The 20,350-nt window shown below is 67.4% G+C and carries 21 protein-coding genes; 6 read left to right on the top strand and 15 right to left on the bottom strand.

Annotated elements, in window-relative coordinates:
- Positions 1–31 precede the first annotated feature (31 nt).
- The 5 genes from rlmM to AC5P8Z_RS16655 form a co-directional block, all read right to left on the bottom strand.
- Positions 32–1,099, bottom strand: coding sequence for a 23S rRNA (cytidine(2498)-2'-O)-methyltransferase RlmM (rlmM, locus tag AC5P8Z_RS16675; protein WP_279915049.1), 1,068 nt, complete (start codon positions 1,097–1,099; stop codon positions 32–34).
- On the bottom strand, positions 1,083–1,643 hold the full coding sequence (locus tag AC5P8Z_RS16670; RefSeq protein ID WP_295569287.1) for a nucleoside deaminase: 561 nt from the start codon (positions 1,641–1,643) through the stop codon (positions 1,083–1,085). The genes rlmM and AC5P8Z_RS16670 overlap by 17 nt, the downstream gene beginning before the upstream one ends.
- Positions 1,644–1,740: 97 nt before the next feature.
- Positions 1,741–2,463 (bottom strand): DUF6348 family protein, encoded by a 723-nt coding sequence (locus tag AC5P8Z_RS16665; protein WP_295569286.1) that lies wholly within the window; start codon positions 2,461–2,463, stop codon positions 1,741–1,743.
- 48 nt (positions 2,464–2,511) lie between these two features.
- Positions 2,512–3,165, bottom strand: coding sequence for a hypothetical protein (locus tag AC5P8Z_RS16660; protein ID WP_286071013.1), 654 nt, complete (start codon positions 3,163–3,165; stop codon positions 2,512–2,514).
- A gap of 43 nt (positions 3,166–3,208) precedes the next feature.
- Positions 3,209–4,957, bottom strand: coding sequence for a glutamine--tRNA ligase/YqeY domain fusion protein (locus AC5P8Z_RS16655; RefSeq protein WP_295569284.1), 1,749 nt, complete (start codon positions 4,955–4,957; stop codon positions 3,209–3,211).
- A gap of 157 nt (positions 4,958–5,114) precedes the next feature.
- Between AC5P8Z_RS16655 and AC5P8Z_RS16650 the strand changes: the two genes are divergently transcribed.
- Together AC5P8Z_RS16650 and msrA are read left to right on the top strand one after the other, a co-directional pair.
- The gene (locus AC5P8Z_RS16650) at positions 5,115–5,378 is read left to right on the top strand and encodes a putative signal transducing protein (protein WP_005408153.1); all 264 of its coding nucleotides are present in this window, start codon (positions 5,115–5,117) and stop codon (positions 5,376–5,378) included.
- Positions 5,379–5,408: 30 nt separating this feature from the next.
- A complete protein-coding gene (gene msrA / locus AC5P8Z_RS16645; RefSeq protein WP_286071985.1) occupies positions 5,409–6,074 on the top strand; it encodes a peptide-methionine (S)-S-oxide reductase MsrA in 666 nt (221 codons plus the stop codon).
- Positions 6,075–6,809: 735 nt separating this feature from the next.
- Here msrA and AC5P8Z_RS16640 read toward each other — a convergent pair.
- From AC5P8Z_RS16640 to ahpC, 5 genes are all read right to left on the bottom strand, one after another.
- Complete coding sequence (locus AC5P8Z_RS16640) at positions 6,810–7,766, bottom strand: transaldolase (protein ID WP_286071015.1); 957 nt, start codon at positions 7,764–7,766, stop codon at positions 6,810–6,812.
- Between the two features lie 50 nt (positions 7,767–7,816).
- Complete coding sequence (rnk, locus tag AC5P8Z_RS16635) at positions 7,817–8,221, bottom strand: nucleoside diphosphate kinase regulator (protein ID WP_286071016.1); 405 nt, start codon at positions 8,219–8,221, stop codon at positions 7,817–7,819.
- Positions 8,222–8,344: 123 nt separating this feature from the next.
- A complete protein-coding gene (locus AC5P8Z_RS16630; protein WP_295569282.1) occupies positions 8,345–9,307 on the bottom strand; it encodes a LysR substrate-binding domain-containing protein in 963 nt (320 codons plus the stop codon).
- 85 nt (positions 9,308–9,392) lie between these two features.
- A complete protein-coding gene (gene ahpF / locus AC5P8Z_RS16625) occupies positions 9,393–10,985 on the bottom strand; it encodes an alkyl hydroperoxide reductase subunit F (protein ID WP_286071018.1) in 1,593 nt (530 codons plus the stop codon).
- A 225-nt stretch (positions 10,986–11,210) separates the two neighbouring features.
- Complete coding sequence (gene ahpC / locus AC5P8Z_RS16620) at positions 11,211–11,774, bottom strand: alkyl hydroperoxide reductase subunit C (protein WP_005408159.1); 564 nt, start codon at positions 11,772–11,774, stop codon at positions 11,211–11,213.
- Between the two features lie 353 nt (positions 11,775–12,127).
- On the opposite strand from ahpC, the gene prmC reads away from it, so the two are divergent.
- Both prmC and pip read left to right on the top strand, forming a co-directional pair.
- Complete coding sequence (gene prmC, locus AC5P8Z_RS16615; protein WP_495229544.1) at positions 12,128–12,985, top strand: peptide chain release factor N(5)-glutamine methyltransferase; 858 nt, start codon at positions 12,128–12,130, stop codon at positions 12,983–12,985.
- Between the two features lie 48 nt (positions 12,986–13,033).
- Positions 13,034–13,975, top strand: coding sequence for a prolyl aminopeptidase (gene pip / locus AC5P8Z_RS16610; protein ID WP_014646006.1), 942 nt, complete (start codon positions 13,034–13,036; stop codon positions 13,973–13,975).
- Between the two features lie 87 nt (positions 13,976–14,062).
- Here pip and AC5P8Z_RS16605 read toward each other — a convergent pair whose 3' ends face one another.
- Positions 14,063–14,947 carry a LysR family transcriptional regulator gene (locus AC5P8Z_RS16605; RefSeq protein WP_495229585.1) on the bottom strand — a complete coding sequence of 295 codons (885 nt, stop codon included), beginning with the start codon at positions 14,945–14,947 and terminating at the stop codon, positions 14,063–14,065.
- Between the two features lie 106 nt (positions 14,948–15,053).
- Between AC5P8Z_RS16605 and AC5P8Z_RS16600 the strand changes: the two genes are divergently transcribed.
- Positions 15,054–16,472: an MFS transporter gene (locus AC5P8Z_RS16600; RefSeq protein ID WP_495229543.1), complete on the top strand. Its 1,419-nt coding sequence runs from the start codon at positions 15,054–15,056 to the stop codon at positions 16,470–16,472.
- Complete coding sequence (locus AC5P8Z_RS16595; RefSeq protein ID WP_286071021.1) at positions 16,469–17,140, top strand: DUF7716 domain-containing protein; 672 nt, start codon at positions 16,469–16,471, stop codon at positions 17,138–17,140. The genes AC5P8Z_RS16600 and AC5P8Z_RS16595 overlap by 4 nt, the downstream gene beginning before the upstream one ends.
- 32 nt (positions 17,141–17,172) lie before the next feature.
- On the opposite strand, the gene AC5P8Z_RS16590 is transcribed toward AC5P8Z_RS16595, so the two are convergent.
- From AC5P8Z_RS16590 to AC5P8Z_RS16575, 4 genes are read right to left on the bottom strand one after another with little or no spacing between them, the layout of a single operon-like run.
- Positions 17,173–17,970, bottom strand: coding sequence for an N-formylglutamate amidohydrolase (locus AC5P8Z_RS16590; RefSeq protein WP_286071022.1), 798 nt, complete (start codon positions 17,968–17,970; stop codon positions 17,173–17,175).
- Positions 17,963–18,517 carry an NUDIX hydrolase gene (locus AC5P8Z_RS16585; RefSeq protein ID WP_286071023.1) on the bottom strand — a complete coding sequence of 185 codons (555 nt, stop codon included), beginning with the start codon at positions 18,515–18,517 and terminating at the stop codon, positions 17,963–17,965. Before AC5P8Z_RS16585 ends, AC5P8Z_RS16590 begins: the two co-directional genes overlap by 8 nt.
- Positions 18,514–19,449 (bottom strand): 5'-3' exonuclease, encoded by a 936-nt coding sequence (locus AC5P8Z_RS16580; RefSeq protein WP_295569270.1) that lies wholly within the window; start codon positions 19,447–19,449, stop codon positions 18,514–18,516. Before AC5P8Z_RS16580 ends, AC5P8Z_RS16585 begins: the two co-directional genes overlap by 4 nt.
- Complete coding sequence (locus tag AC5P8Z_RS16575) at positions 19,446–20,027, bottom strand: nitroreductase family protein (protein ID WP_286071025.1); 582 nt, start codon at positions 20,025–20,027, stop codon at positions 19,446–19,448. Before AC5P8Z_RS16575 ends, AC5P8Z_RS16580 begins: the two co-directional genes overlap by 4 nt.
- Positions 20,028–20,350 lie beyond the last annotated feature (323 nt).

Below are 20,350 nucleotides of genomic sequence, written 5' to 3'. Positions count from 1 at the left end.
GCGCCGGGCCATGCCCGGCGGACATCGCGCATCAGCGCAGCGGCGAAGCCAGTACGGTGATCTCTTCACGATCGTGATAGAGCTGCTTGGCGCGCACCACCAGTGGCTTGCCGGCCTGGTCCTGGAACAGGTCCAGGCACAGCCGGGTTTCATCCCAGCGCTTCTTCATCGGCAGCTTCAGGTTGAAGATCGCGTGCCGGCACCAGCCTTCGCGGAACCAGGTGGCCATGCGTTCGGCGACGCGGCGCGGCTGCTCGACCATGTCGCAGACCATCCAGTCCAGCGGTTGTTCCGGATGCCAGTGGAAGCCATCGGCGCGCAGGTGCTCGACCAGTCCAGTGTCCAGCACGTGCTGGCGCAACGGGCCGTTATCGATGCTCAGCACGTGCATGTGCTGGCGCGTCAGTACCCAGGTCCAGCCGCCCGGTGCGGCGCCGAGGTCAGCCGCGCGCATGCCGGGTTTGGCCAGCGCCTCACGTTCCTCCGGCGTCAGAAGGGTCAGCAACGCTTCGTCCAGCTTCAGCGCCGAACGCGAAGGCGCTTCGGGCAGCAGCTTCAGGCGCGGGATGCCCAGTGCCCATGGAGCGCTGTCGGCCGGGTCGGCCACGCAGACAAAGGCGTGGGTGCCGTCGACGAATACCACGTGCAGGCGCGGCAGGCGGGTGTTCGGCTTGTCGGTCAGCTTGCCGGCCTTGCGCAGCGCCGGGCGCAGCGCATTGCCGAAGGCGCGGGCGAGCCCGGACAACGGCTTGCCGGCATCCGAATCCGGGTGCTCCACCCACAGGTCGCCGAAGCGCGGCGCATCGGCCAGCACCTCCAGCATCGGGGTGATGCGGTCGGCCGGGTCCAGCTGCGGCAGTTCGGCCAGCACCACCAGCTTCTGCCGCGCGAAGATCAGCTCGCGCCAGCGCAGGCGCGGCGCCAGCGCGGCGGCTTCGTCGCACATGAACAGCACGTAGCCATCATTGCGCTGGGTGCGCGCGTAGCCGGCGAAACCGGCTTCACCGGCGCGGAACTGCAGCTCGCCGGCCAGCTCGGGCTCGAATCCCTGCCGGCACAGGCACAGCAGGCCGATGCCGGTTTCAGTAACGGGCGCCATCGCTTTCCCCATAGGCACGCAGCACGCTGCGCGCGGCGTCGCGGTTCAGGCCCTGCACGACTTCGATGCCACGCTTGTTGAGCTCGCCGACCCAGTCCGCCGGCAGCGGGCCTTCGTCGAACGGAGTCAGTTCCTCGACGTCGGCCGAGTTGGCGCCGATCAACAGGCGGTCGATGCCGGCCCACACGGTGGCGCCGTAGCACTGGCAGCATGGCTGCGAACTGGTGGCGAGGGTGACCGGCGACAGCACCGCGTTCAGGCGCGGCGTCTGCAGGCGTTGCTGGGCCAGCATGTAGGCCATGTTCTCGGCGTGCGCCAGCGAGGTCGCGTGCGGCATCACCCGGTTCACGCCGGCAGCGATCACGTTGTCGTCCGGGCCGAACACCACGGCGCCGAACGGACCGCCACTGGCGTGCTCGACGTTGAGCCGCGACAGCTCGATCGCCAGCGCGACCTTGGCCTCATCGCCCGGATATCGACGATCCAGGTCGATCTGGTCGTGGATCCAGGCGGGAAGGGTCAGGTGGACTTGCGCGTACAGCATCGCGGGGGTGCCTCGTGTGGGATGGGAAAAGTGCGGTTGCTTGGGGAAACCGGCGCGCAGTGTAGCCGCACCGGCCTGTATCGGGTGTGGGCGCGGGTCAGCCGGGTGAGCCGGTGCGGATCACCACGTACTGCTTGCGGAATTCCAGCCCGGCCTGCGGCCAGCTGGCCGCGTAGGCGCGCAGCAGGGGCAGGGCAGCGGCAAAGTCGTGGCCATTGACCCGGCAATCGGCCTCGCACAGGCCGTCGGCATCGCGCGAGGCGAACAGGCGGATGGCGAGGAACTGGCGCGCCTTCAGCAGGTCGTCGAAGGCATCCATGCTCCTGGTGAACAGACAGCAGGGGCAGGAACCGTGGTCGTCCTCGCTGCAGGTGGAGGCATCCACCTCCTGCGCGCGGTAGTGCGCCAGCGGCCCCAGCACCACGGTGCGTTCGTGTTCCTCGCCGTCGTCGCTGGCCGGATAGGTCAGGCCCATCATCGGCAGGCCCTGGGCATCTTTGGCGCCGATCGCGGTCTGCAGGGTCGCCAGGTCCACCCGCACCCAGGTCTGGAAGCCGGACTGCAGCGACGCCTGCTCATCGGCACCGTTGGCGTGCTGGTACTCGAACAGGCCATCGGCGAACAGAGTGGTGTGCTGCACCTCGATGACCGTGGAGGTCTGCCAGCCACCGTTGTCGCGCGCGTGTGCCGCCATCGCGTGCGGGGTCAGGCGCAGGCCGCTGTCCAGCAGCAGCGCGCCGCCGTCGACGCGGCTGGCGATGCCGGCGTCCTGCAGGACCTGCTGCAGCAGCGGGAGGAGGGCGGTGGACGTCGTGGTCATGTCAGGCCTGTGGATGGATCGGGTGGAGCATCCAGGCCGGGCCTGGTGCTAGTGATCGAGCGCTTCGCGTTCTGCGCGATATCGCAGTGCGTCGGACTGCTGCTGCGGATCGTTGCCATGATCACGCAGCCAGGTATCCAGTTCACGGCGATAGTCCGCACGGAAGTCGGCGTTGCCCGGGCTGAAGTGCAGCTTGCGCGCCGCCACCTCCACCCGCTCGCGCGCGCTGGCACGGGCCTGCGCGATGCCGTGCGGCGATTCGTTGGTGAGGATGACGAAGTTGCGCGGGAAGCCCGGCGTGTACTTCACCACGAACGGCTGGTCGCGCGCCGGGATGCGGATGGCGTTCTCCAGCGGCCACAGCGAGGCGGTGTTGGTATGGAACACCACCTCCACGTCGCGGCCCTCGGCGGTGCGCAACACCGCTTCGTAACGCCAGATGTACTGTTCGTTGAGCGTGGAATTGGTTTCCTCGGCCTTGACGATCACCGCTTCACCGCGCTCGCCCACCGCATTGAGGAAAGTGGCGTTGAGGAAGCTGCCGAGGAAGATGTTGAGCATCGCCAGCGGAAACACCACGATGGCGTAGACCGGCGAACGCCGCCACCACGAGACCAGCCCGGCCAGCACCATTGCTGCAAAGAACGTCAGCAGCGGATGCTGCGAGATGAACCAGAGCAGGGCGGACGGGGCGGTGATCATCGTCGCGGTCGTGCGGGCGCCATGCCGGCGCCCGCGCAGGTCCTCAGGCCGACCAGGTGTCGCGCAGGGTCACGCTGCGGTTGAACACCGGCTTGGCCTCGGTGTGGTCGCGGCGGTCGGCAACGAAGTAGCCGGTACGCTCGAACTGGAACGACTGCTCCGGGGCGGCGCTGGCTGCGGCCGGCTCGACATAACCGGTGACGGTGCGGCGCGATTCCGGATTGAGGTAATCACGGTAGGTCTTGCCTTCCGATTCGTCGTCCGGGTTCGGCACCGAGAACAGGCGGTCGTACAGGCGGATCTCGGCCGGCACGCCGTGCACGGCGCTGACCCAGTGGATGGTGCCCTTGACCTTGCGGTTGGCGCCTTCCATGCCCGGACGCGATTCCGGATCCAGCCAGCCGCGCAGCTCGGTGATGGTGCCGTCGGCATCCTTGATCACTTCATCGCAGCGGATGATGCCGGCGCCGCGCAGGCGCACTTCGCCACCCGGGATCAGGCGCTTCCAGCCCTTCGGCGGCACTTCGGCGAAGTCCTCGCGGTCGATCCACACTTCACGTGCGAACGGTACTTCGCGGCTGCCGAAGCTCTCGTCCTTCGGGTGGTTGCTGAAGGTCAGCTGTTCTTCGTGGCCTTCCGGCAGGTTGGTCAGCACCAGCTTGACCGGATCGACCACCGCCATGCGGCGCGGTGCGGCGCTGTCCAGGTCTTCGCGCAGCGCGCCTTCCAGCACGCTGAAATCGATCAGCGAATTCTGCTTGCTGATGCCCACGCGCTCGGCGAACAGGCGCATCGCGGCCGGGGTGTAACCACGGCGACGCAGGCCCTGCAGGGTCGGCATGCGCGGGTCCTCCCAGCCGTCCACGAGCTGTTCGGTGACCAGCGCCATCAGCTTGCGCTTGCTCATCACCGTGTAGTTGATGTTCAGGCGGGAGAACTCGATCTGGCGCGGCTTGGCTGCTTCGCGCGGCAGGCCGGCGTCGACCAGCGGCTGGGTCAGCGCGTCGTCATGGGCGAAATCGACGTTGTCCACGCACCAGTCGTACAGCGGGCGGTGGTCTTCGAATTCCAGCGTGCACAGCGAGTGGGTGATGCCCTCGATGGAATCGCCCAGTGCGTGGGCGAAGTCGTACATCGGGTAGATCGGCCACGCGTTGCCGGTGTTCTGGTGCTCGACGTGCTTGATGCGGTACAGCGCCGGATCGCGCAGGTTGATGTTGCCGCTGGCCATGTCGATCTTCGCACGCAGGGTGCGCGCGCCATCCGGGAATTCACCGGCGCGCATGCGGCGGAACAGGTCGAGGTTTTCCTCGACGCTGCGGTCGCGCCACGGCGACGGACGGCCCGGCTCGGTCAGGGTGCCGCGGTAGGCGCGCACTTCCTCGGCCGACAGGTCGCAGACGTAGGCCTTGCCCTGTTCGATCAGCTTCTCGGCGGCCAGGTAATAGGCCTGGAAGTAGTCCGAGGCGTGGCGCAGCTCGTTCCAGCTGAAGCCCAGCCAGCGCACATCATCCTGGATCGCGGCCACGTACTCCGGGTCTTCCTTGGCCGGGTTGGTGTCGTCGAAACGCAGGTTGCAGACGCCGCTGAACTCACCGGCGATGCCGAAGTTCAGGCAGATCGACTTGGCATGGCCGATGTGCAGGTAGCCGTTCGGCTCGGGCGGGAAGCGGGTCTTGATCGCCTGGTGCTTTCCGCTGGCCAGGTCCTCGCGCACGATCTGGCGGATGAAATCGCGCTTTTCGTGGCTGTCGGCGGGGGTCTCGGGGCTGGCGGGGGTGTGCTCGGACATGAGTCTGGGGCGAAAAAGGGCAGAAAGACCAACAGTCTAGCGCGTACAGGCCAGGGCTGCCCGGTCCGGAACGGTAGCGCCGGGCCACGCCCGGCGAGCGCGGCGGCGCGATTCAGCCCCCGGGCGTATGCTGGACCCCTGACTCAAGGAGCCGCCCATGCACATCGTGTACAAGGCCGACAATCTGTTCGACGCCCACCTTGTGAAGCACGCACTGGAAGACGCGGGCATCCCCGCCTTCGTGTTCGGCGAGCAGCTGCTGGGCGGCATGGGCGAGCTGCCGCTGTTCGGCGTGCTGCGGGTGGGTATCCCCGACGCGGCGCGGCCGCAGGCCGAAGACATCGTGGCGGCGCTGGACTTGGGCCACGCGCCGGACGCCCCCATTTCAGATGCAGACGACATAGCCGGCCTTCCGGCGTAGGAGCGCATCATGTTGGGAATTGGCCAGGGCATCCTCGGCATCGGCGCCTTCAAGCAGCGCCTGCCGCGCCCGGAAGAGGCGCTGCCGGGACGCGAGCAACCGCTGCCGCTGCACAGCAACCAGCACTTCGTGAACAGCCATCCGCTGAAGGACCGCTTCGCCGGCCTGCAGCAGATCCGTTTTGCGCTGGGCTGCTTCTGGGGCGCCGAGCGCAAGTTCTGGACCGAACCGGGCGTGTACAGCACCTCGGTCGGCTATGCCGGCGGCATCACCCCGAACCCGACCTATGAAGAGGTCTGCTCGGGCCTGACCGGCCACACCGAAGTGGTGCAGGTGGTGTTCGACCCGGCGGTGGTGAGCCTGGAGCGGCTGCTTCAGTTGTTCTGGGAGAGCCACGACCCGACCCAGGGCATGCGCCAGGGCAACGACACCGGCACCCAGTACCGCTCGGCGATCCACGCCACCGACGAGGCCCAGTACAAGGCCGCGCTGGCCAGCCGCGAGGCTTACCAGGCCCAACTGGATGCGGCCGGTTACGGCCCGATCACCACCGAGATCGTGTACCCGGCGCCGGCGTACTACTACGCCGAGGATTACCACCAGCAGTACCTGGCGAAGAACCCGAACGGCTACTGCGGCATTGGCGGCACCGGCGTGAGCTGCCCGATCGGGCTGGATGTGGAGGCGCCGCGCTGACGCGTGGAGGTCCGCCTGCGGCGGGCAACGTCAACATCAACATCCAAAGCGGCTCTGGGGTGCTGATGGTTTGGCGGGACGGGGACGGCTGGCAGGACACGCCGTAAACCCCGCTCCGCGGTCCGGCCCAGCCGCTGGCGGCTGGGCGTTCGGGCGCTTGCGAAGCAGTGCTTCGCGAGCAAAGCGCCCTCACCCCTGGGGGCTCGATGGCGCCTTGCTCGTGTGCGCTGTCCTGCGCACACGGCAAGACCGGGGTTGGGCGTCCTGCCCAACCCGCCCGAGGCATGCCTCGGGCCCATGGCGACAACGGTCCTGCCAACCCACACCGCCCCACCCCCCGACAGTTTCCCGGTGACGGTGGGAAAGAGCATTGGGTTACTGACGAACTGATGGGAAACAAAAAGGAGGCGGCGTTCGCCGCGTCCTTTTTCTTTGGTTCTGCATTGCCCTTGTAGAGCCGAGCCATGCTCGGCTCCGAGCAAGCGAAGCGCGCGACCCGCTGTTGCTCTTCTTTCTTTCTTCCGTGGCGGGCGGCCACAGGAAACTGTCAGAGGGCGGGCGGGTTGGGTTCGCAGAAGTGGCCGCCGCATGGATGCGGCGGCCAAGCCTCCAGGGATGGATTCACGGCGTCTCCCGCGAACCCAACCCGCCCGACCCAGCGCGATACAAGTCGACTAACAGTCGACTCTACCGAACCGAGCAGCCCGCCACGAGGGGCTCAGCCGTTGGCCGGAATCACAGTGCCGCGCGGATCCGCTCGCGCAGTGCTTCCAGATCCTTGGCAAACGCATCGATACCCGTCGCCAGCTTCTCGGTCGCCATCGGATCGGCGGCCAGGTCCGCCGCGAACTTCGCTGCGTCGATCGGGGTCACCGCCACGCCATCGGCGGCACCGGCCACCAGCTTGCGCGGCAGCTCGCCATGGTCGGCGTCCAGCTTCTCCAGCAGGTCCGGCGAAATCGTCAGGCGATCGCAACCGGCCAGCGCTTCGATCTGCGCGGTCGAACGGAACGAGGCGCCCATCACCACCGTCGGCGAACCGCGACGCTTGAATTCGGCATACACGCCACGCACGAACTTCACGCCCGGGTCTTCGTCGATGCTGGCCGGGGTCTGCCCGTTGGCCACGTACCAGTCCAGGATGCGGCCGACGAACGGCGAGATCAGGAACGCGCCGGCTTCGCTGCAGGCCAGCGCCTGGGTCGGGTTGAAGATCAGGGTCAGGTTGCAGTCGATGCCCTCGGCCTGAAGGATGCGCGCGGCTTCCACGCCTTCCCAGGTGGCGGCGATCTTGATCAGGATCTTTTCGCGCGGCACGCCGGCATCGGCGTACATCTGGATGAACTGGCGGGCCTTGGCCACGGTGGCGGCGGTGTCGTGGGCCTGGTCGGCATCCACTTCGGTGGACACGCGGCCCGGCACCAGCGTGCTCAGCAGCGCGCCGACGCCGATGGTGAGGCGGTCGGCCACGGCGTGCACCACGGCTTCGCGGTCTCCGGTCTGCTGCCGGCCCCAGGCCAGTTCGCGTTCGATCAGCTCGGCATAGACCGGCAGGTCCAGCGCCTTCTTCACCAGGGTCGGGTTGGTGGTGCAGTCCACCGGCTGCAGGCGCTTGATCGCCTCGTAGTCACCGGTATCGGCAACGACCACGGACAGTTCGCGCAGCTGGGACAGTTTGGACGGGGTACTCATTACGGCTCCTGGTGCAGGGGGATCGAATCGCGCGCGGTGCGCAGCGGTAATCAGGGACGGTCGTTGTGGACCGCGGTCACGCGCAGGCGCAGCTTGCGGCCGCCGGGCGCATTCCAGTCGATGCTCTGGCCAACGGCCAGGCCGAGCAGGGCACTGCCGACCGGAGCCAGCACGGAGACCTTGCCTTCGTCGACGTTGGCTTCACGGGGGAAGACCAGGGTCAGGACATGCGTTTCGCCCGACACCTCATCTTCGCACTCCACGCGCGAATGCATCATGACGATGCCTTCGGGAATCTGGTCCGGTGCCAGCACGGTGGCCCGGTTGAGTTCTTCAGCAAGCGCGAGCGCGGCAGGCGTCTGGCTCAGCGCAGGGGATTCGAGCATGGCGTCCAAGCGGTCCATGTCGAAGGTAGAAACGGTGATCGACGGCGGCAGGCCGCTGGCGGTGTTCATGGTGAAGCTCCTTGGTTGAAAGCCATGCAAAAGGCGGCGCCTGCTGGCGCCGCCTGTCTGTATTGTGGGGACAAATGCGGCCGGAATCGACTCCTGCCGATTCCGGGCCGGTGCTGCGGGGGCTCAGCCGTTCAGCGCAGGGCCGGGCAGGGCCGCAGCCTCGTCGGTGGCAGTGAGCGCATCGAGCGTGAACAGCGCCTGCGGCAGGCGCTTGAACTGGTCGGCCAGCTCCATCAGGAACTCGTTCATGGCCGAACTGCGGCGCCAGATCATGGCGATACGCCGGCTGGGACGGCCTTCGCCGGTGAAATCAAGCAGGCGGATGTTGTTCGAGCGCGGCACTGGCGGCTGCACGGAGAGGCTGGGCAGCAGGGTGATGCCGACGTCGGCGGCGACCATCTGGCGCAGGGTTTCCAGGCTGGTGGCGCGGAACTCGGACTTCTCGTTGGCGCCGAACAGGCGGCAGACTTCCAGCGCCTGGTCGCGCAGGCAATGCCCGTCTTCCAGCAGCAGCAGCTTCTGCGTGGCCAGTTCCTGCACGTCCAGGTGTTCGCGACGGGCCAGCGGGTGGCGCCCGGACACCGCCAGCAGGAATGGCTCCTCGAACAGGAACTCGGCGTGCAGCTGATCGTCGATCACCGGCAGGGCCAGCAGCGCAGCATCGAGCTTGCCTTCGCGCAGGCGGTCCAGCAGCACATCGCTCTTTTCCTCGACCAGCAGCAGTTCCAGCTCCGGGAAACGCTCGCGGATGCGCGGGATCACATGCGGCAGCAGGTAGGGGCCCAGGGTCGGGAAGATCCCCAGGCGCACCGTACCGGCTTCCGGATCGCGGCTGCGCCGTGCCGCTTCCTTCAGCTGTTCCACTTCGGACACGATCACCCGTGCCCGCGCGGCTGCTTCCTGCCCGGCCGGGGTCAGCATCACCTTGCGCGGCGCGCGTTCCACCAGCGGCAGGCCCAGCTCTTCTTCCAGCTTGCGGATCTGCGTGGACAGCGTGGGCTGGCTGACGAAGCAGGAGGCGGCAGCCCGACCGAAATGCTTGTGGTCGGCCAGGGCTACCAGGTACTTCAGATCACGTAGGTTCATCCTTACACCCCAGGGGTAACGGACCGGCTGACGGCGTGGTTACCCGACAGGCAGACAAGGTTCCCGGTGATCTGGGAACGGTGGATCAGGCCGCTTCAGCAACGGCACCGCTGCTGTTGCTTACCGACGAGCGGATCAGGTGGTCGAACGCGCTCAGTGCGGCGGTCGAGCCGGCGCCCATGGCGATGATGATCTGCTTGTAGGGCACCGTCGTGCAATCGCCGGCGGCAAAAACGCCCGGCAGGCTGGTCTGGCCGCGGTCGTCGATGACGATCTCGCCACGCGGCGACAGCGCCACGGTGTCCTTCAGCCATTCGGTGTTGGGCAGCAGGCCGATCTGCACGAAAATGCCTTCCAGCTCGACGCGGTGGGCATCGCCACCGACGCGGTCCTTGTAGACCAGGCCGGTGACCTTGCTGCCATCGCCCAGTACCTCGGTGGTCTGCGCACTGGTCAGCACGGTGACGTTGCCCAGGCTGCGCAGCTTCTTCTGCAGCACTTCATCGGCGCGCAGGCTGGAATCGAATTCCAGCAGGGTCACATGCGACACGATGCCCGCCAGATCGATGGCCGCTTCCACGCCGGAGTTGCCGCCGCCGATGACCGCCACGCGCTTGCCCTTGAACAGCGGGCCATCGCAGTGCGGGCAGTAGGCCACGCCCTTGTTGCGGTACTGGTCTTCGCCCGGCACGTTCATCTGCCGCCAGCGCGCGCCGGTGGACAGGATCACCGAGCGCGACTTCAGTACCGCGCCGTTCTCCAGCTGCACCTGCACCAGGCCGTCTTCGCCGGCCGGCACCAGCGCACTGGCGCGCTGCAGGTTCATGATGTCCACCTCGTACTCGCGCACGTGCTGTTCCAGCGCCGTGGCCAGCTTCGGGCCCTCGGTCTCCTTCACCGAAATGAAGTTCTCGATGGCCATGGTGTCCAGTACCTGGCCACCGAAACGCTCGGCGGCGATGCCGGTGCGGATGCCCTTGCGTGCGGCATAGATCGCCGCTGCAGCGCCGGCCGGGCCACCGCCCACCACCAGCACGTCGAAGGCATCCTTGGCGGCGATCTTCTCGGCATCGCGCTTGCTGGCATTGGTATCCAGCTTGGCCACGATCTGCTCGAGGGTCATGCGGCCCTGGTCGAAGACTTCACCGTTGAGGTACACGGTCGGCACCGACATGATCTCGCGCTTCTCGACTTCGTCCTGGAACAGGGCACCGTCGATGGCCACGTGCTGGATGCGCGGGTTGAGCACTGCGGCCAGGTTCAGCGCCTGCACCACGTCCGGGCAGTTCTGGCAGGACAGCGAGAAATAGGTTTCGAACCGGTACTCACCTTCCAGATTCTGCACCTGCTCGATCAGTTCGGCGGTGGCCTTGGACGGATGACCGCCGACCTGCAGCAGCGCCAGCACCAGCGAGGTGAACTCGTGGCCCATCGGCAGGCCGGCGAAGGTCAGGTGGATGTCCTGGCCCGGGGTGCCCAGGTCGAACGAGGGCACGCGGCCCTGACCGTCGCGCAGCACCTGCAGCGAGATCTTGTCCGACAGGCTTTCCAGGGTCTGCAGCAGTTCCAGCATTTCCTGCGACTTGGCCCCATCGTCGGCGTGCGCGGTGATCTGGATCGGGCGGGTCACGCGCTCCAGATAGGTCTTCAGCTGCGACTGCAGGTTGGCGTCCAACATCGGGTCATCTCCTGGCTTCAGGCAAACAGGGGGCGTGGCACCGCTGTAGAAGGTAGCGGACCAGCAGGGGGTAGGGGTGAACCCAAGACAGCGACCGTGGAAGGGGCTGGCTGGCCAAGGCTGGCGCGCGTTGGCTGTCTTGGGTTCACCCCCACGCCGGCGGGGGGACCGGCACGGGGATGAAGGGCGCGCCGTGACGTGGGGCCACGGCAGGCCGGTACTGCGTTAGATCTTGCCGACCAGGTCCAGCGACGGGGTCAGGGTCTTCTCGCCTTCCTTCCACTTGGCCGGGCAGACCTGGTTCGGGTTGGCGGCGGTGAACTGGGCAGCCTTCAGCTTGCGCAGGGTCTCGGACACGTCACGGGCGATCTCGTTGGAGTGGATCTCCAGGGTCTTGATCACGCCTTCCGGGTTGATGATGAAGGTGCCGCGCAGGGCCAGGCCTTCTTCCGGAATGTGCACGCCGAAGGCGTTGGTCAGCTGGTGGGTCGGGTCGCCGACCAGCGGGAACTGGGCCTTGCCGACGGCCGGCGAGGTTTCGTGCCACACCTTGTGCGAGAAGTGGGTGTCGGTGGTGACGATGTAGACCTCGGCGCCAGCCTTCTTGAACTCGGCGTAATGGTCAGCTGCGTCTTCGATCTCGGTCGGGCAGTTGAAGGTGAAGGCGGCCGGCATGAAGATCAGGACGGACCACTGGCCCTTCAGGCTGGCATCGGAAACCTTGATGAACTCGCCATTGTGATAAGCGTTGGCTTCGAACGGCTGGATCTGGGTGTTGATCAGGGACATCGTTTTTCCTCTGGTGAAGGGGAGTGGGTGAATCGACAGGAGCTAGGTTACCGACTCGCTGGCGATAAGAACAATCCATTGATTGCATCTATTTGATAGATAGAGTCTATCAAGGGGTCATGAGCCGGCACTGAACCTTGCTGCTTCCATCCTGCAACTGCCTGTATGACAAGGAAAATTCTTCCCGGCAGGTGAACGCGGCCGATAGCCCGTCCTTATTCCGTTTGCCAGAACCTGAACGGATTCCGGCGTTGTAGAGCCGAGCCTACGCTCGGTTGCGGATCTGTAGAGCCGAGCCCACGCTCGGCTGTCCCAGAAGCAGCCGAGCATGGGCTCGGCTCTACAATTGCGGAATGTCTGTCAAAACCGAATCCTCCCTACGCCAGGTCGTGGCCGACGCCAGTGCCCGCCTGGGCGGCATCGACGCCCGCCATGAGGCCGAACTGCTGCTGCTGCACGTGCTGGACCGCCCGCGCAGCTGGCTGTTCGCGCACGCCACCGATCCGCTGGCTGATGCCGAACAGGCTGCCTTCGACGCGTTGCTGGCCCGCCGCGTGGCCGGTGAGCCGGTGGCTTACCTGACTGGCCGCCGCGGCTTCTGGACCCTCGATCTGGAGGTGGACCCCTTCACCCTCATCCCGCGCCCGGAAACCGAGTTGCTGGTGGAGCTGGCGCTGGAGCGCCTGCCGCTGGAGCGTGACCTGCAGGTGGCCGACCTCGGCACCGGCAGCGGCGCGATCGCGCTGGCGCTGGCCAGCGAACGGCCGCAGGCGCAGGTGCTGGCCACCGATGCCAGCCCGGGCGCGCTGGCCGTGGCCGCGCGCAATGCCGCCCGTCATGAACTGGGCAACGTCCGTTTCGCCGAGGGCGGGCACGACTGGTATGCGCCGTTGCAGGGGGCGCGTTTCGACCTGATTGCCAGCAACCCGCCGTACATCGCCAGCGATGACCCGCACCTGCAGCAGGGCGACCTGCGCTTCGAGCCGTCCACCGCACTGGCGTCCGGCCTGGATGGGCTGGATGACATCCGCCGCATCGTCGACGGCGGCCAGGCGCATCTGCTGCCCGGTGGCTGGTTGCTGATCGAGCATGGCTGGGACCAGGGCGAGGCGATCCGCGCGCTGTTCGACGCCGCCGGTTTTGCCGACGTGCAGACCGTGCAGGACCTGGAGCAGCGCGACCGCATCACCCTGGGCCGGCGTCCGGCCTAGAATGGAGGTTCTCCTGCCCCGGCAGGGCATCACCCTGGAGCTGCAAGCATGCGTACGCTGTACCCCGCCATCACCCCCTACGACGTCGGCACCCTGAAGGTCGATGACCGCCACACGCTGTACTTCGAACAGTGCGGCAACCCGGATGGCAAGCCGGTGGTGATGCTGCACGGTGGCCCGGGCGGCGGCTGCAGCGACAAGATGCGCCAGTTCCACGACCCGTCGAAGTACCGCATCATCCTGTTCGACCAGCGTGGTGCCGGCCGTTCCACCCCGCACGCGGACCTGGTGGACAACACCACCTGGGACCTCGTTGCCGATATCGAAAAGCTGCGCGAGCACCTGAAGGTGGATCGCTGGCAGGTATTCGGCGGCAGCTGGGGTTCGACCCTGGCGCTGGCCTATGCAGAAACCCACCCGCAGCGCGTGACCGAGCTGGTGCTGCGCGGCATCTTCATGCTGCGCCGCTGGGAACTGGAATGGTTCTATCAGGAAGGTGCCAACCGCCTGTTCCCGGATGCCTGGGAGCACTACCTGAAGCCGATCCCGTCGGTGGAGCGTCATGACCTGATCTCGGCCTTCCACCGCCGGCTGACCAGCGACGACGAAACCACCCGCCTGGAAGCGGCCAAGGCCTGGGCGGTGTGGGAAGGCGCGACCAGCTTCCTGCACGTCGATGACGACTTCATCAACAGCCACGAAGACCCGCACTTCGCGCTGGCCTTCGCCCGCATCGAGAACCACTACTTCGTCAACGGTGGCTTCTTCGAGGTGGAAGACCAGCTGCTGCGCGACGCGCACCGCATTGCCGACATTCCGGGCGTGATCGTGCACGGTCGCTACGACGTGGTCTGCCCGCTGGCCAACGCCTGGGACCTGACCAAGGTGTGGCCGAAGGCGAAGCTGGAAATCACCCCGGCCTCGGGCCACTCGGCGTTTGAAGCCGAGAACGTGGACGCACTGGTACGCGCCACCGATAGCTTTGCTTGATCGGGAGTGCCGGCCGCTGGCCGGCGACGCCAGGGTCAGATCCCTTTCCCGAGGAAAGGGATCTGACCCTGGCCCGAATGCACCGATCTACCAGTTACCGGCCAGCAACGCGTCAGCCAGCACCTGCAGCTTCGGCGAGTGCTGCCGCGAGGGCGGATAGATCAACGACAACGCACGGCTGCGGCCTTCATACGGCTGCAGCACGCGCTGCAGCCGGCCATCGGCCAGCGCGTCGGCCACGGCGAAATCCATGACCTGCACGATACCGATGCCGGCGATGGCCGCTTCCACCAGTGGATCACCGCTGTCGAACACCATCCGCGTCGGCGGCGTGACTTCCCGCAACTGGCCGTCCTGCAGGAACTGCCAGTCGACCACGCGGCCACTGCGCAGGTTGCGCACGGCCAGGCAGGCGTGGTCCCGCAGCGCGGCGACATCGACCGGCGCGCCGCAGCGGGCCAGGTAGTCCGGACTGGCCACGGTCACCCAGCGCAGCGGCCGCAAGGGCCGCGCAACAATGCGCTGGTCGGCAATCACGCCGGTGCGCAGCGCTGCATCGAAGCCTTCCTCGACCAGATCGACCAGGCGGTCGCTCAGCACCGCTTCCACCTGCAACTGCGGATGCTGCTGCAGCAGCGGCGCCAGCATCGGCACCAGCACCTTGCGCCCGAACATCGACGACGCGCTGATCTTCAATGTGCCCGAGGGCGTGCAGGGTCGGTCGGCCAGCTGGCGCTCGGCATCGTCGAGGCCAGCCAGCAGCGGCATCACCTGTTCGACGAACTGGCGGCCATCCGGGGTCAGCGCCACGTTGCGGGTGTTCCGCTGCAGCAGCTTCACCCCCAGCGTCGCCTCCAGCCGGCCGATCGCGCGCGACAGCCCGGATTGGCTCAGGCCGAGCTGGCCGGCGGCCACCGTGAAGCTGCGCGCTTCTGCCACCTGCACCAGCATGCGCACCGCATTGAGGTCCATCGAAGCTCCATTCATGCGAAAAATCATGACAGATATGGGCGGAAAGGGGTTTATTGAATTGTCCGCATCAATGAGACTGCGCTCCCCCCATCGCTCCAACCCACCGATGCCTCCCCTCAACTATCCACGCTGGGCGCTGACCCTGTTGGCCACCGCGCAGCTGATCATCGCGCTGGACGCCACCATCATCTTCGTCGCCCTGCATGACATGGGCCGCGCGCTGCAGATCAACGCGCAGCAGCTGCAGTGGGTGGTCAGCGCCTATACCGTCGCTTTCGGCGGCAGCCTGCTGCTGGGTGGCCGCGCCGCCGATCTGATCGGTCGCCGCCGTTTCTACCGGCTGGGCATGCTGCTGTTCGCACTGGCCTCGCTGCTTGGTGCGCTGGCGCCGAATGCGATCCTGCTGATCATCGCGCGTGCCGCACAGGGCGTCGGTGCGGCGCTGCTGTTCCCGGCCACGCTGGCATTGATCAACACGTTGTACGCCGAAGGCCCGGTGCGCAACCGCGCACTGGCGATCTGGAGCATGGCCAGCGCGGTCGGCCTGGCGCTGGGCACGCTGCTCGGCGGCGTGCTGACCCAGGCGTTCGGCTGGCCGGCGGTGCTGGCGGTGATCGTGCCGCTGGCCACCGCGTGTGCGGTCGCTGCCGGTGCGTGGTTGCCGGGCGATGGCCCACGGGTGCAGGGGCGTTCATTCGACCTGGCCGGCTGCCTCACCGTCACCGCCGGCGGCAGCCTGCTGGTCACCACCCTGGTGCAGGGGCCGGAGTGGGGCTGGACGGCACCGGCCACGATGATGTGCCTGCTGCTCTCAGCGGTACTGCTGGCGGTGTTCGTGCAGATCGAGAAGCGCAGCCGTGACCCGCTGATGCAGTTCGCGCTGCTGCGCCTGCCGGGCCTGCGTGCGGCACTCGGCCTGACCTTCGCCTTCATGAGCAGCTACGGCGTGCAGTACTACTTCCTGGCGCTGTACTTCCAGGATGGTTACGGCTGGAGCCCGCTGCAGGCCGGCATGGCCTTCCTGCTGCCGACGCTGGTGTGCACCTTTGGCATTCGTCTTGCCGAACGCATGCTGCGGCGTCGTTCGCCACGGCAGGTGCTGGCCTGGGGCTTCGCCGCCGGTGCCATCGGCATCGCTGCGGTGGCGCTGGCGATGCCGCATGGCGCTGGTTACTGGCCGCTGCTGCCGGGCATCGTGGTGCTCAGCGTCGGCCAGGGCATGAGCTGGACAGCGATGTGGATCGTGGCCGGTCAGGGCGTGCCGGGACCGCAGCAGGGTGTCGCGTCCGGCATGGCCGCCACCGCCCAGCAGATCGGCGGCGCGCTGGGACTGGCGGTGCTGGTGATGGTGGCCAACGCCGCGCGCGGCACGCAGGCAGCAACCAGTGCCGATGCCCTGCAGGGCATGGTCAATGCCCAGTACGGCGCCGCGCTGTTCGCCGCGCTCGGCGTGGTCATCGCGCTGGGCCTGCGCCCGGCGCCGGTAGACTCGGCTGCCACTACCTGCCTGGGCACCGACGCATGATCGAACTGCTGGACCTGCAACAGACCCTGCATGCCTTCGCAGCCTGCAACGATGATGATGAGGTGTACGGCTCCTTCGGTTGGGTGCACGCCACCGAGGGCGACCTGCTGCAGGCGCGCTTCTGGTTGCCACCCGATGAGGATGCCGCCTTCGATGAGGACAGCGAGGTCCCGGCTGAGGCACGCGCGCTGGGCCTGGGCGCGTTCCTGGAACCTGCGACGTTTGCGGATGTGCTCGACGTGCAGAAGCGGCAGCGCCCGTTGTCTTCGCTGCGGGACTACGCGCAGGCGCTGGCGTACTACGCCGAGTACGACGCGTTCCGGCAGGTCGAAGGCATCGACGAGGTGCTGGGCGAAGCGGAAGCTGCGGAACAGGCGGCTGCGCGCGAGGCGGGAGTGGGGACAGGCATCTTCGCGTCCTTCGATCTGGCATTGAACGCGTGCCCGGAGGCGCAGGTCAAAGCGGCGGCCCAACGCGTGGCGCGCCTGCTGGAGATTCCGGTGAGCGATGCATTGGCGCGCTGCCGCGCGTTACCGCTGCTGCTGGGTGAAGCGCTGGATCGTCGCCGCGCGCAGGCGATCAAGGATGACTTCGCCGACATCGGCGCGACGCTGCAGGTGCGTGGCTACAAGCCGTTCCCGTGGATGGACGCGCCCGCATTGCCTTGAGCAACACCCTCCACGCAGGGCGTGGATGACGTTCAACCGAACGCCAGCAACTGCGGCTGCAGCGCGCTGAAAATCCGCGCCAGCCGCTCCGCCCAGGCCTGCTGCCCGGCCACGTCGGCGATCAGGTCCTGGCGGATCTCCAGCTCCACGTGCACCAGGCCACGGCCTTCGCCGTGCACCGGTACCGCGTAATCGCTGGTGCTGCTGACCGAATACGGCTCGTTGTCACCCACCACCAGGTCGCCCTCGTCGCGCAGCGCCTGCAGCAGGGCATGGGCAAAACGCGTGTCCTGGTGGTACAGCACGCCGGCGTGCCACGGCCGCTGCACGCCGTTCATCACCGGTGTGAAGCTGTGCATCATCACCAGCAGGGTCGGGCGGCCGGCATCACGGCGTGTATCAAGCTCGGCGTCGATGCGCGCGTGGTACGGCGCATGGATCGCCTCGATGCGTTGCTGCCGCTGCGCCACTGACAGCCCGGCATTGGCTGGCACCACGGTGTGGTCGCTCACTTCCGGAATCAGCGTTGGCGAGGCCAGCGGGCGGTTGCAGTCGATCAGCAGCCGCGAATAGGTCTGTTCGATCGCCCAGGCATCCAGTCGTTCGGCCAGTGCACGGGTGGTGCCGGCAATGCCGATGTCCCAGCCGATATGGCGGTCCAGTTCGGTCTGCGGCAAGCCCAGGCCTGCGAGGACGCGCGGCACCCGCTGGCCGGCATGGTCGGCCAGCAGCAGGAACGGCGAGGCGCCCTGCGGCCGGTGGATCGTGTGGATCGCCGGGTCGTCTGCGCCGAGCAGGGCCGGCAGCGCGTGCAGGTCGGCGTCAGCCACGCGGGCGTCCGTCCAGGTGGTGCTCGATCATCCACAGCCCGGCCCAGAGCTTGGCGTCCAGCTCGTAGCCTTCGCCCATCTTCTGCACCAGCCAGGCTGCGGCTTCGCTGCGCGGAATCTCGTGCACGGTGATGTCTTCGCTGTCATCACCACCGCCCTCGCCGACACGGCGCAGGCCGGTGGCGCGCACGAAGGCGATCTTCTCGCTGCTGGCGCCAGAGGACGTCGGGCCGATCATCAGCACTTCAGCGTGATCGGCGGTCCAGCCGGTTTCTTCCTCCAGCTCGCGCACCGCCGAGACTTCGATCGACTCGCCGGCGTGGATGTCGCCGACCAGGCCGGCCGGCATCTCGATGGTGGGGGCCTGCAGCGGCACGCGGAACTGCTCGACGAACAGCACCTTGTCCTCGGGGGTGACGGCGATGATGATCGCGGCCAGGCCACCGGCATGGGTACGTTCGCTGTATTCCCAGGTGCCGCGCACCAGCATGCGCTGGTACTTGCCTTCATAGACGACACGCGGGGCTTCGGTGTTGCGCTGGCTCATGCGGGCTCGCTGTGGGTGGGAAGAATATCGGGCACGCCAGCGGCATCGAACAGCCGGCGGCGGGTCATCGGGCCGAAGCGCAGGGTCTGGCACAGGCCGCCGAGCAGCTCGGGATCGGCGGTCTGGCGCAGCAGGCCGGGTTGGCTGCCTTCCAGCGGCGCGTCCAGCGCGATGGTGGTCAGCTGGCGCCAGAGCAGGGCGTGCTCGCGCTGCTCGCGCAGGCGCACGGCCATCTGGGCGGCGCCACGCAGGCGCAGGAACGGCACTTCATCCAGTCGCTCGTACAGCACGTCCATGCTGCCGAAATGGGCCAGCAGCACGGCAGCGGACTTGCTGCCGACGCCACTGACACCGGGAATGTTGTCCACCGCGTCGCCACACAGCGCCAGGTAATCGGCGATCTGGTGCGCATGCACGCCGTGTCGCGCCTTCACCCCGGCCACGTCCCAGCGCTGGTTGCGTGCGTAGTCCCACTGCTCGTCGTGGTCGAGCAGCAGCTGCGAGAGGTCCTTGTCGGCGGAGATGATCACGCCGCGATGGCTGCCACGATGCACGTGCAGTGCGCTTCCGATCAGATCGTCGGCCTCGTACTCGTGGTGCGCCAGCACCGCCAGGCCCAACGCCGCGCACAGCGCCTTGCAGTGCACGAACTGGCGCTTGAGCGCCTCCGGCGCCGGGTCGCGGTTGGCCTTGTAGGCCGGATACAGGCGGTGGCGGAAGCCGCTGTCCAGCGCTTCGTCGAAGGCAATGGCGATGTGCCGCGGGCGCTCGCGCTCGAGCAGGTCCAGCAGGAAGCGGGCGAAGCCGTGCACCGCGTTGGTCGGCCAGCCCTGCGCATCCTGGAACTGGTCCGGCAGCGAGTGCCAGGCGCGGAACACGTAGATGCTGGCGTCGACCAGGTACAGCGAGGGCGGCGCTGCCGGGAGGGTCATGCCGGCGGCGTCCAGTCGCGCAGCAGGGCCGCCGGATCGGGGCGCTCGCGTTCGGGGACGGCGGCCTTCGGCGTGCCGATATGGATGAAACCGGCAATGCCTTCGCCCTCGGACAGCCCCAGATAGGCCTGCACGGCTGGATCGAAGGCCATCCAGGCGGTCAGCCACTGCGCGCCGAAGCCCAAGGCCTGAGCGGCCTGCAGCAGCGCGAAGCAGACGCAGCCGGCGGTCATCAGCTGTTCCTGTTCGGGCACCTTCGGGTCCGGTCGCGGGCTGGCCACCACCACGATCACCAGCGGCGCATGGCTGAAGCGCTGGCGGTCCTTCTCGAACACCGCCTCGCCGGCCTGCGGGTCGCGCTGGCGGCTGCGCTGGGCCAGGAAGTCGCCCAGAGTGTGACGTGCATCGCCGGCAATCTTCAGGAAGCGGAACGGTACGCGCTTGCCGTGGTCGGGAACACGCACTGCCGAGGCCAGCATCCGCTGCAGGGTGGCCGGATCCGGGCCTGGCTCGGCCAGCTGCCGCGAAGGCACGGAGCGGCGGGCATCCAGGGCGAGCAGGGCAGCGGGGTCGGGCATGGTGTCTGAACCGGTCATCACGGAGGTTTGATTATAGTCGGGGTGGTCAAAGACGCCGTCTGTGTCGCGTCTGGCCTCTGAATATCAAACTGTGATGAACGTCATGCCACTGGCGGGAAACGGGCAGCCGCTTCCCCTCGCCTCGCAGGCCTTGCACGGCTTACGATATCTACCTTGCCGGGCCGCCGGTCATGAGGTTTGAAGTGAGGACTGTTTCACTGTCCGTGACGGGCTGGCCGGCCTACCATCGACGTACCGGTACATGGGGTGTACCGGCCGTCGCGATGTCCATGATGCCTGCCGTACCAGAGAAGGTGGGGAGC

The organism is Stenotrophomonas sp. YJH_SMC_17, from assembly GCF_059371655.1.
This window is presented reverse-complemented; position numbering and strand designations above follow the sequence as displayed.

Bases quoted from the DNA above. Each gene is read 5' to 3' on its own strand.
- rlmM (WP_279915049.1), bottom strand. From the start codon at position 1,099: ATGGCGCCCGTTACTGAAACCGGCATCGGCCTGCTGTGCCTGTGCCGG.
- AC5P8Z_RS16670 (WP_295569287.1), bottom strand. From the start codon at position 1,643: ATGCTGTACGCGCAAGTCCACCTGACCCTTCCCGCCTGGATCCACGAC.
- AC5P8Z_RS16665 (WP_295569286.1), bottom strand. From the start codon at position 2,463: ATGACCACGACGTCCACCGCCCTCCTCCCGCTGCTGCAGCAGGTCCTG.
- AC5P8Z_RS16660 (WP_286071013.1), bottom strand. From the start codon at position 3,165: ATGATCACCGCCCCGTCCGCCCTGCTCTGGTTCATCTCGCAGCATCCG.
- AC5P8Z_RS16655 (WP_295569284.1), bottom strand. From the start codon at position 4,957: ATGTCCGAGCACACCCCCGCCAGCCCCGAGACCCCCGCCGACAGCCAC.
- AC5P8Z_RS16650 (WP_005408153.1), top strand. From the start codon at position 5,115: ATGCACATCGTGTACAAGGCCGACAATCTGTTCGACGCCCACCTTGTG.
- AC5P8Z_RS16640 (WP_286071015.1), bottom strand. From the start codon at position 7,766: ATGAGTACCCCGTCCAAACTGTCCCAGCTGCGCGAACTGTCCGTGGTC.
- rnk (WP_286071016.1), bottom strand. From the start codon at position 8,221: ATGAACACCGCCAGCGGCCTGCCGCCGTCGATCACCGTTTCTACCTTC.
- AC5P8Z_RS16630 (WP_295569282.1), bottom strand. From the start codon at position 9,307: ATGAACCTACGTGATCTGAAGTACCTGGTAGCCCTGGCCGACCACAAG.
- ahpF (WP_286071018.1), bottom strand. From the start codon at position 10,985: ATGTTGGACGCCAACCTGCAGTCGCAGCTGAAGACCTATCTGGAGCGC.
- ahpC (WP_005408159.1), bottom strand. From the start codon at position 11,774: ATGTCCCTGATCAACACCCAGATCCAGCCGTTCGAAGCCAACGCTTAT.
- prmC (WP_495229544.1), top strand. From the start codon at position 12,128: ATGTCTGTCAAAACCGAATCCTCCCTACGCCAGGTCGTGGCCGACGCC.
- pip (WP_014646006.1), top strand. From the start codon at position 13,034: ATGCGTACGCTGTACCCCGCCATCACCCCCTACGACGTCGGCACCCTG.
- AC5P8Z_RS16605 (WP_495229585.1), bottom strand. From the start codon at position 14,947: ATGGACCTCAATGCGGTGCGCATGCTGGTGCAGGTGGCAGAAGCGCGC.
- AC5P8Z_RS16600 (WP_495229543.1), top strand. From the start codon at position 15,054: ATGCCTCCCCTCAACTATCCACGCTGGGCGCTGACCCTGTTGGCCACC.
- AC5P8Z_RS16595 (WP_286071021.1), top strand. From the start codon at position 16,469: ATGATCGAACTGCTGGACCTGCAACAGACCCTGCATGCCTTCGCAGCC.
- AC5P8Z_RS16585 (WP_286071023.1), bottom strand. From the start codon at position 18,517: ATGAGCCAGCGCAACACCGAAGCCCCGCGTGTCGTCTATGAAGGCAAG.
- AC5P8Z_RS16580 (WP_295569270.1), bottom strand. From the start codon at position 19,449: ATGACCCTCCCGGCAGCGCCGCCCTCGCTGTACCTGGTCGACGCCAGC.
- AC5P8Z_RS16575 (WP_286071025.1), bottom strand. From the start codon at position 20,027: ATGCCCGACCCCGCTGCCCTGCTCGCCCTGGATGCCCGCCGCTCCGTG.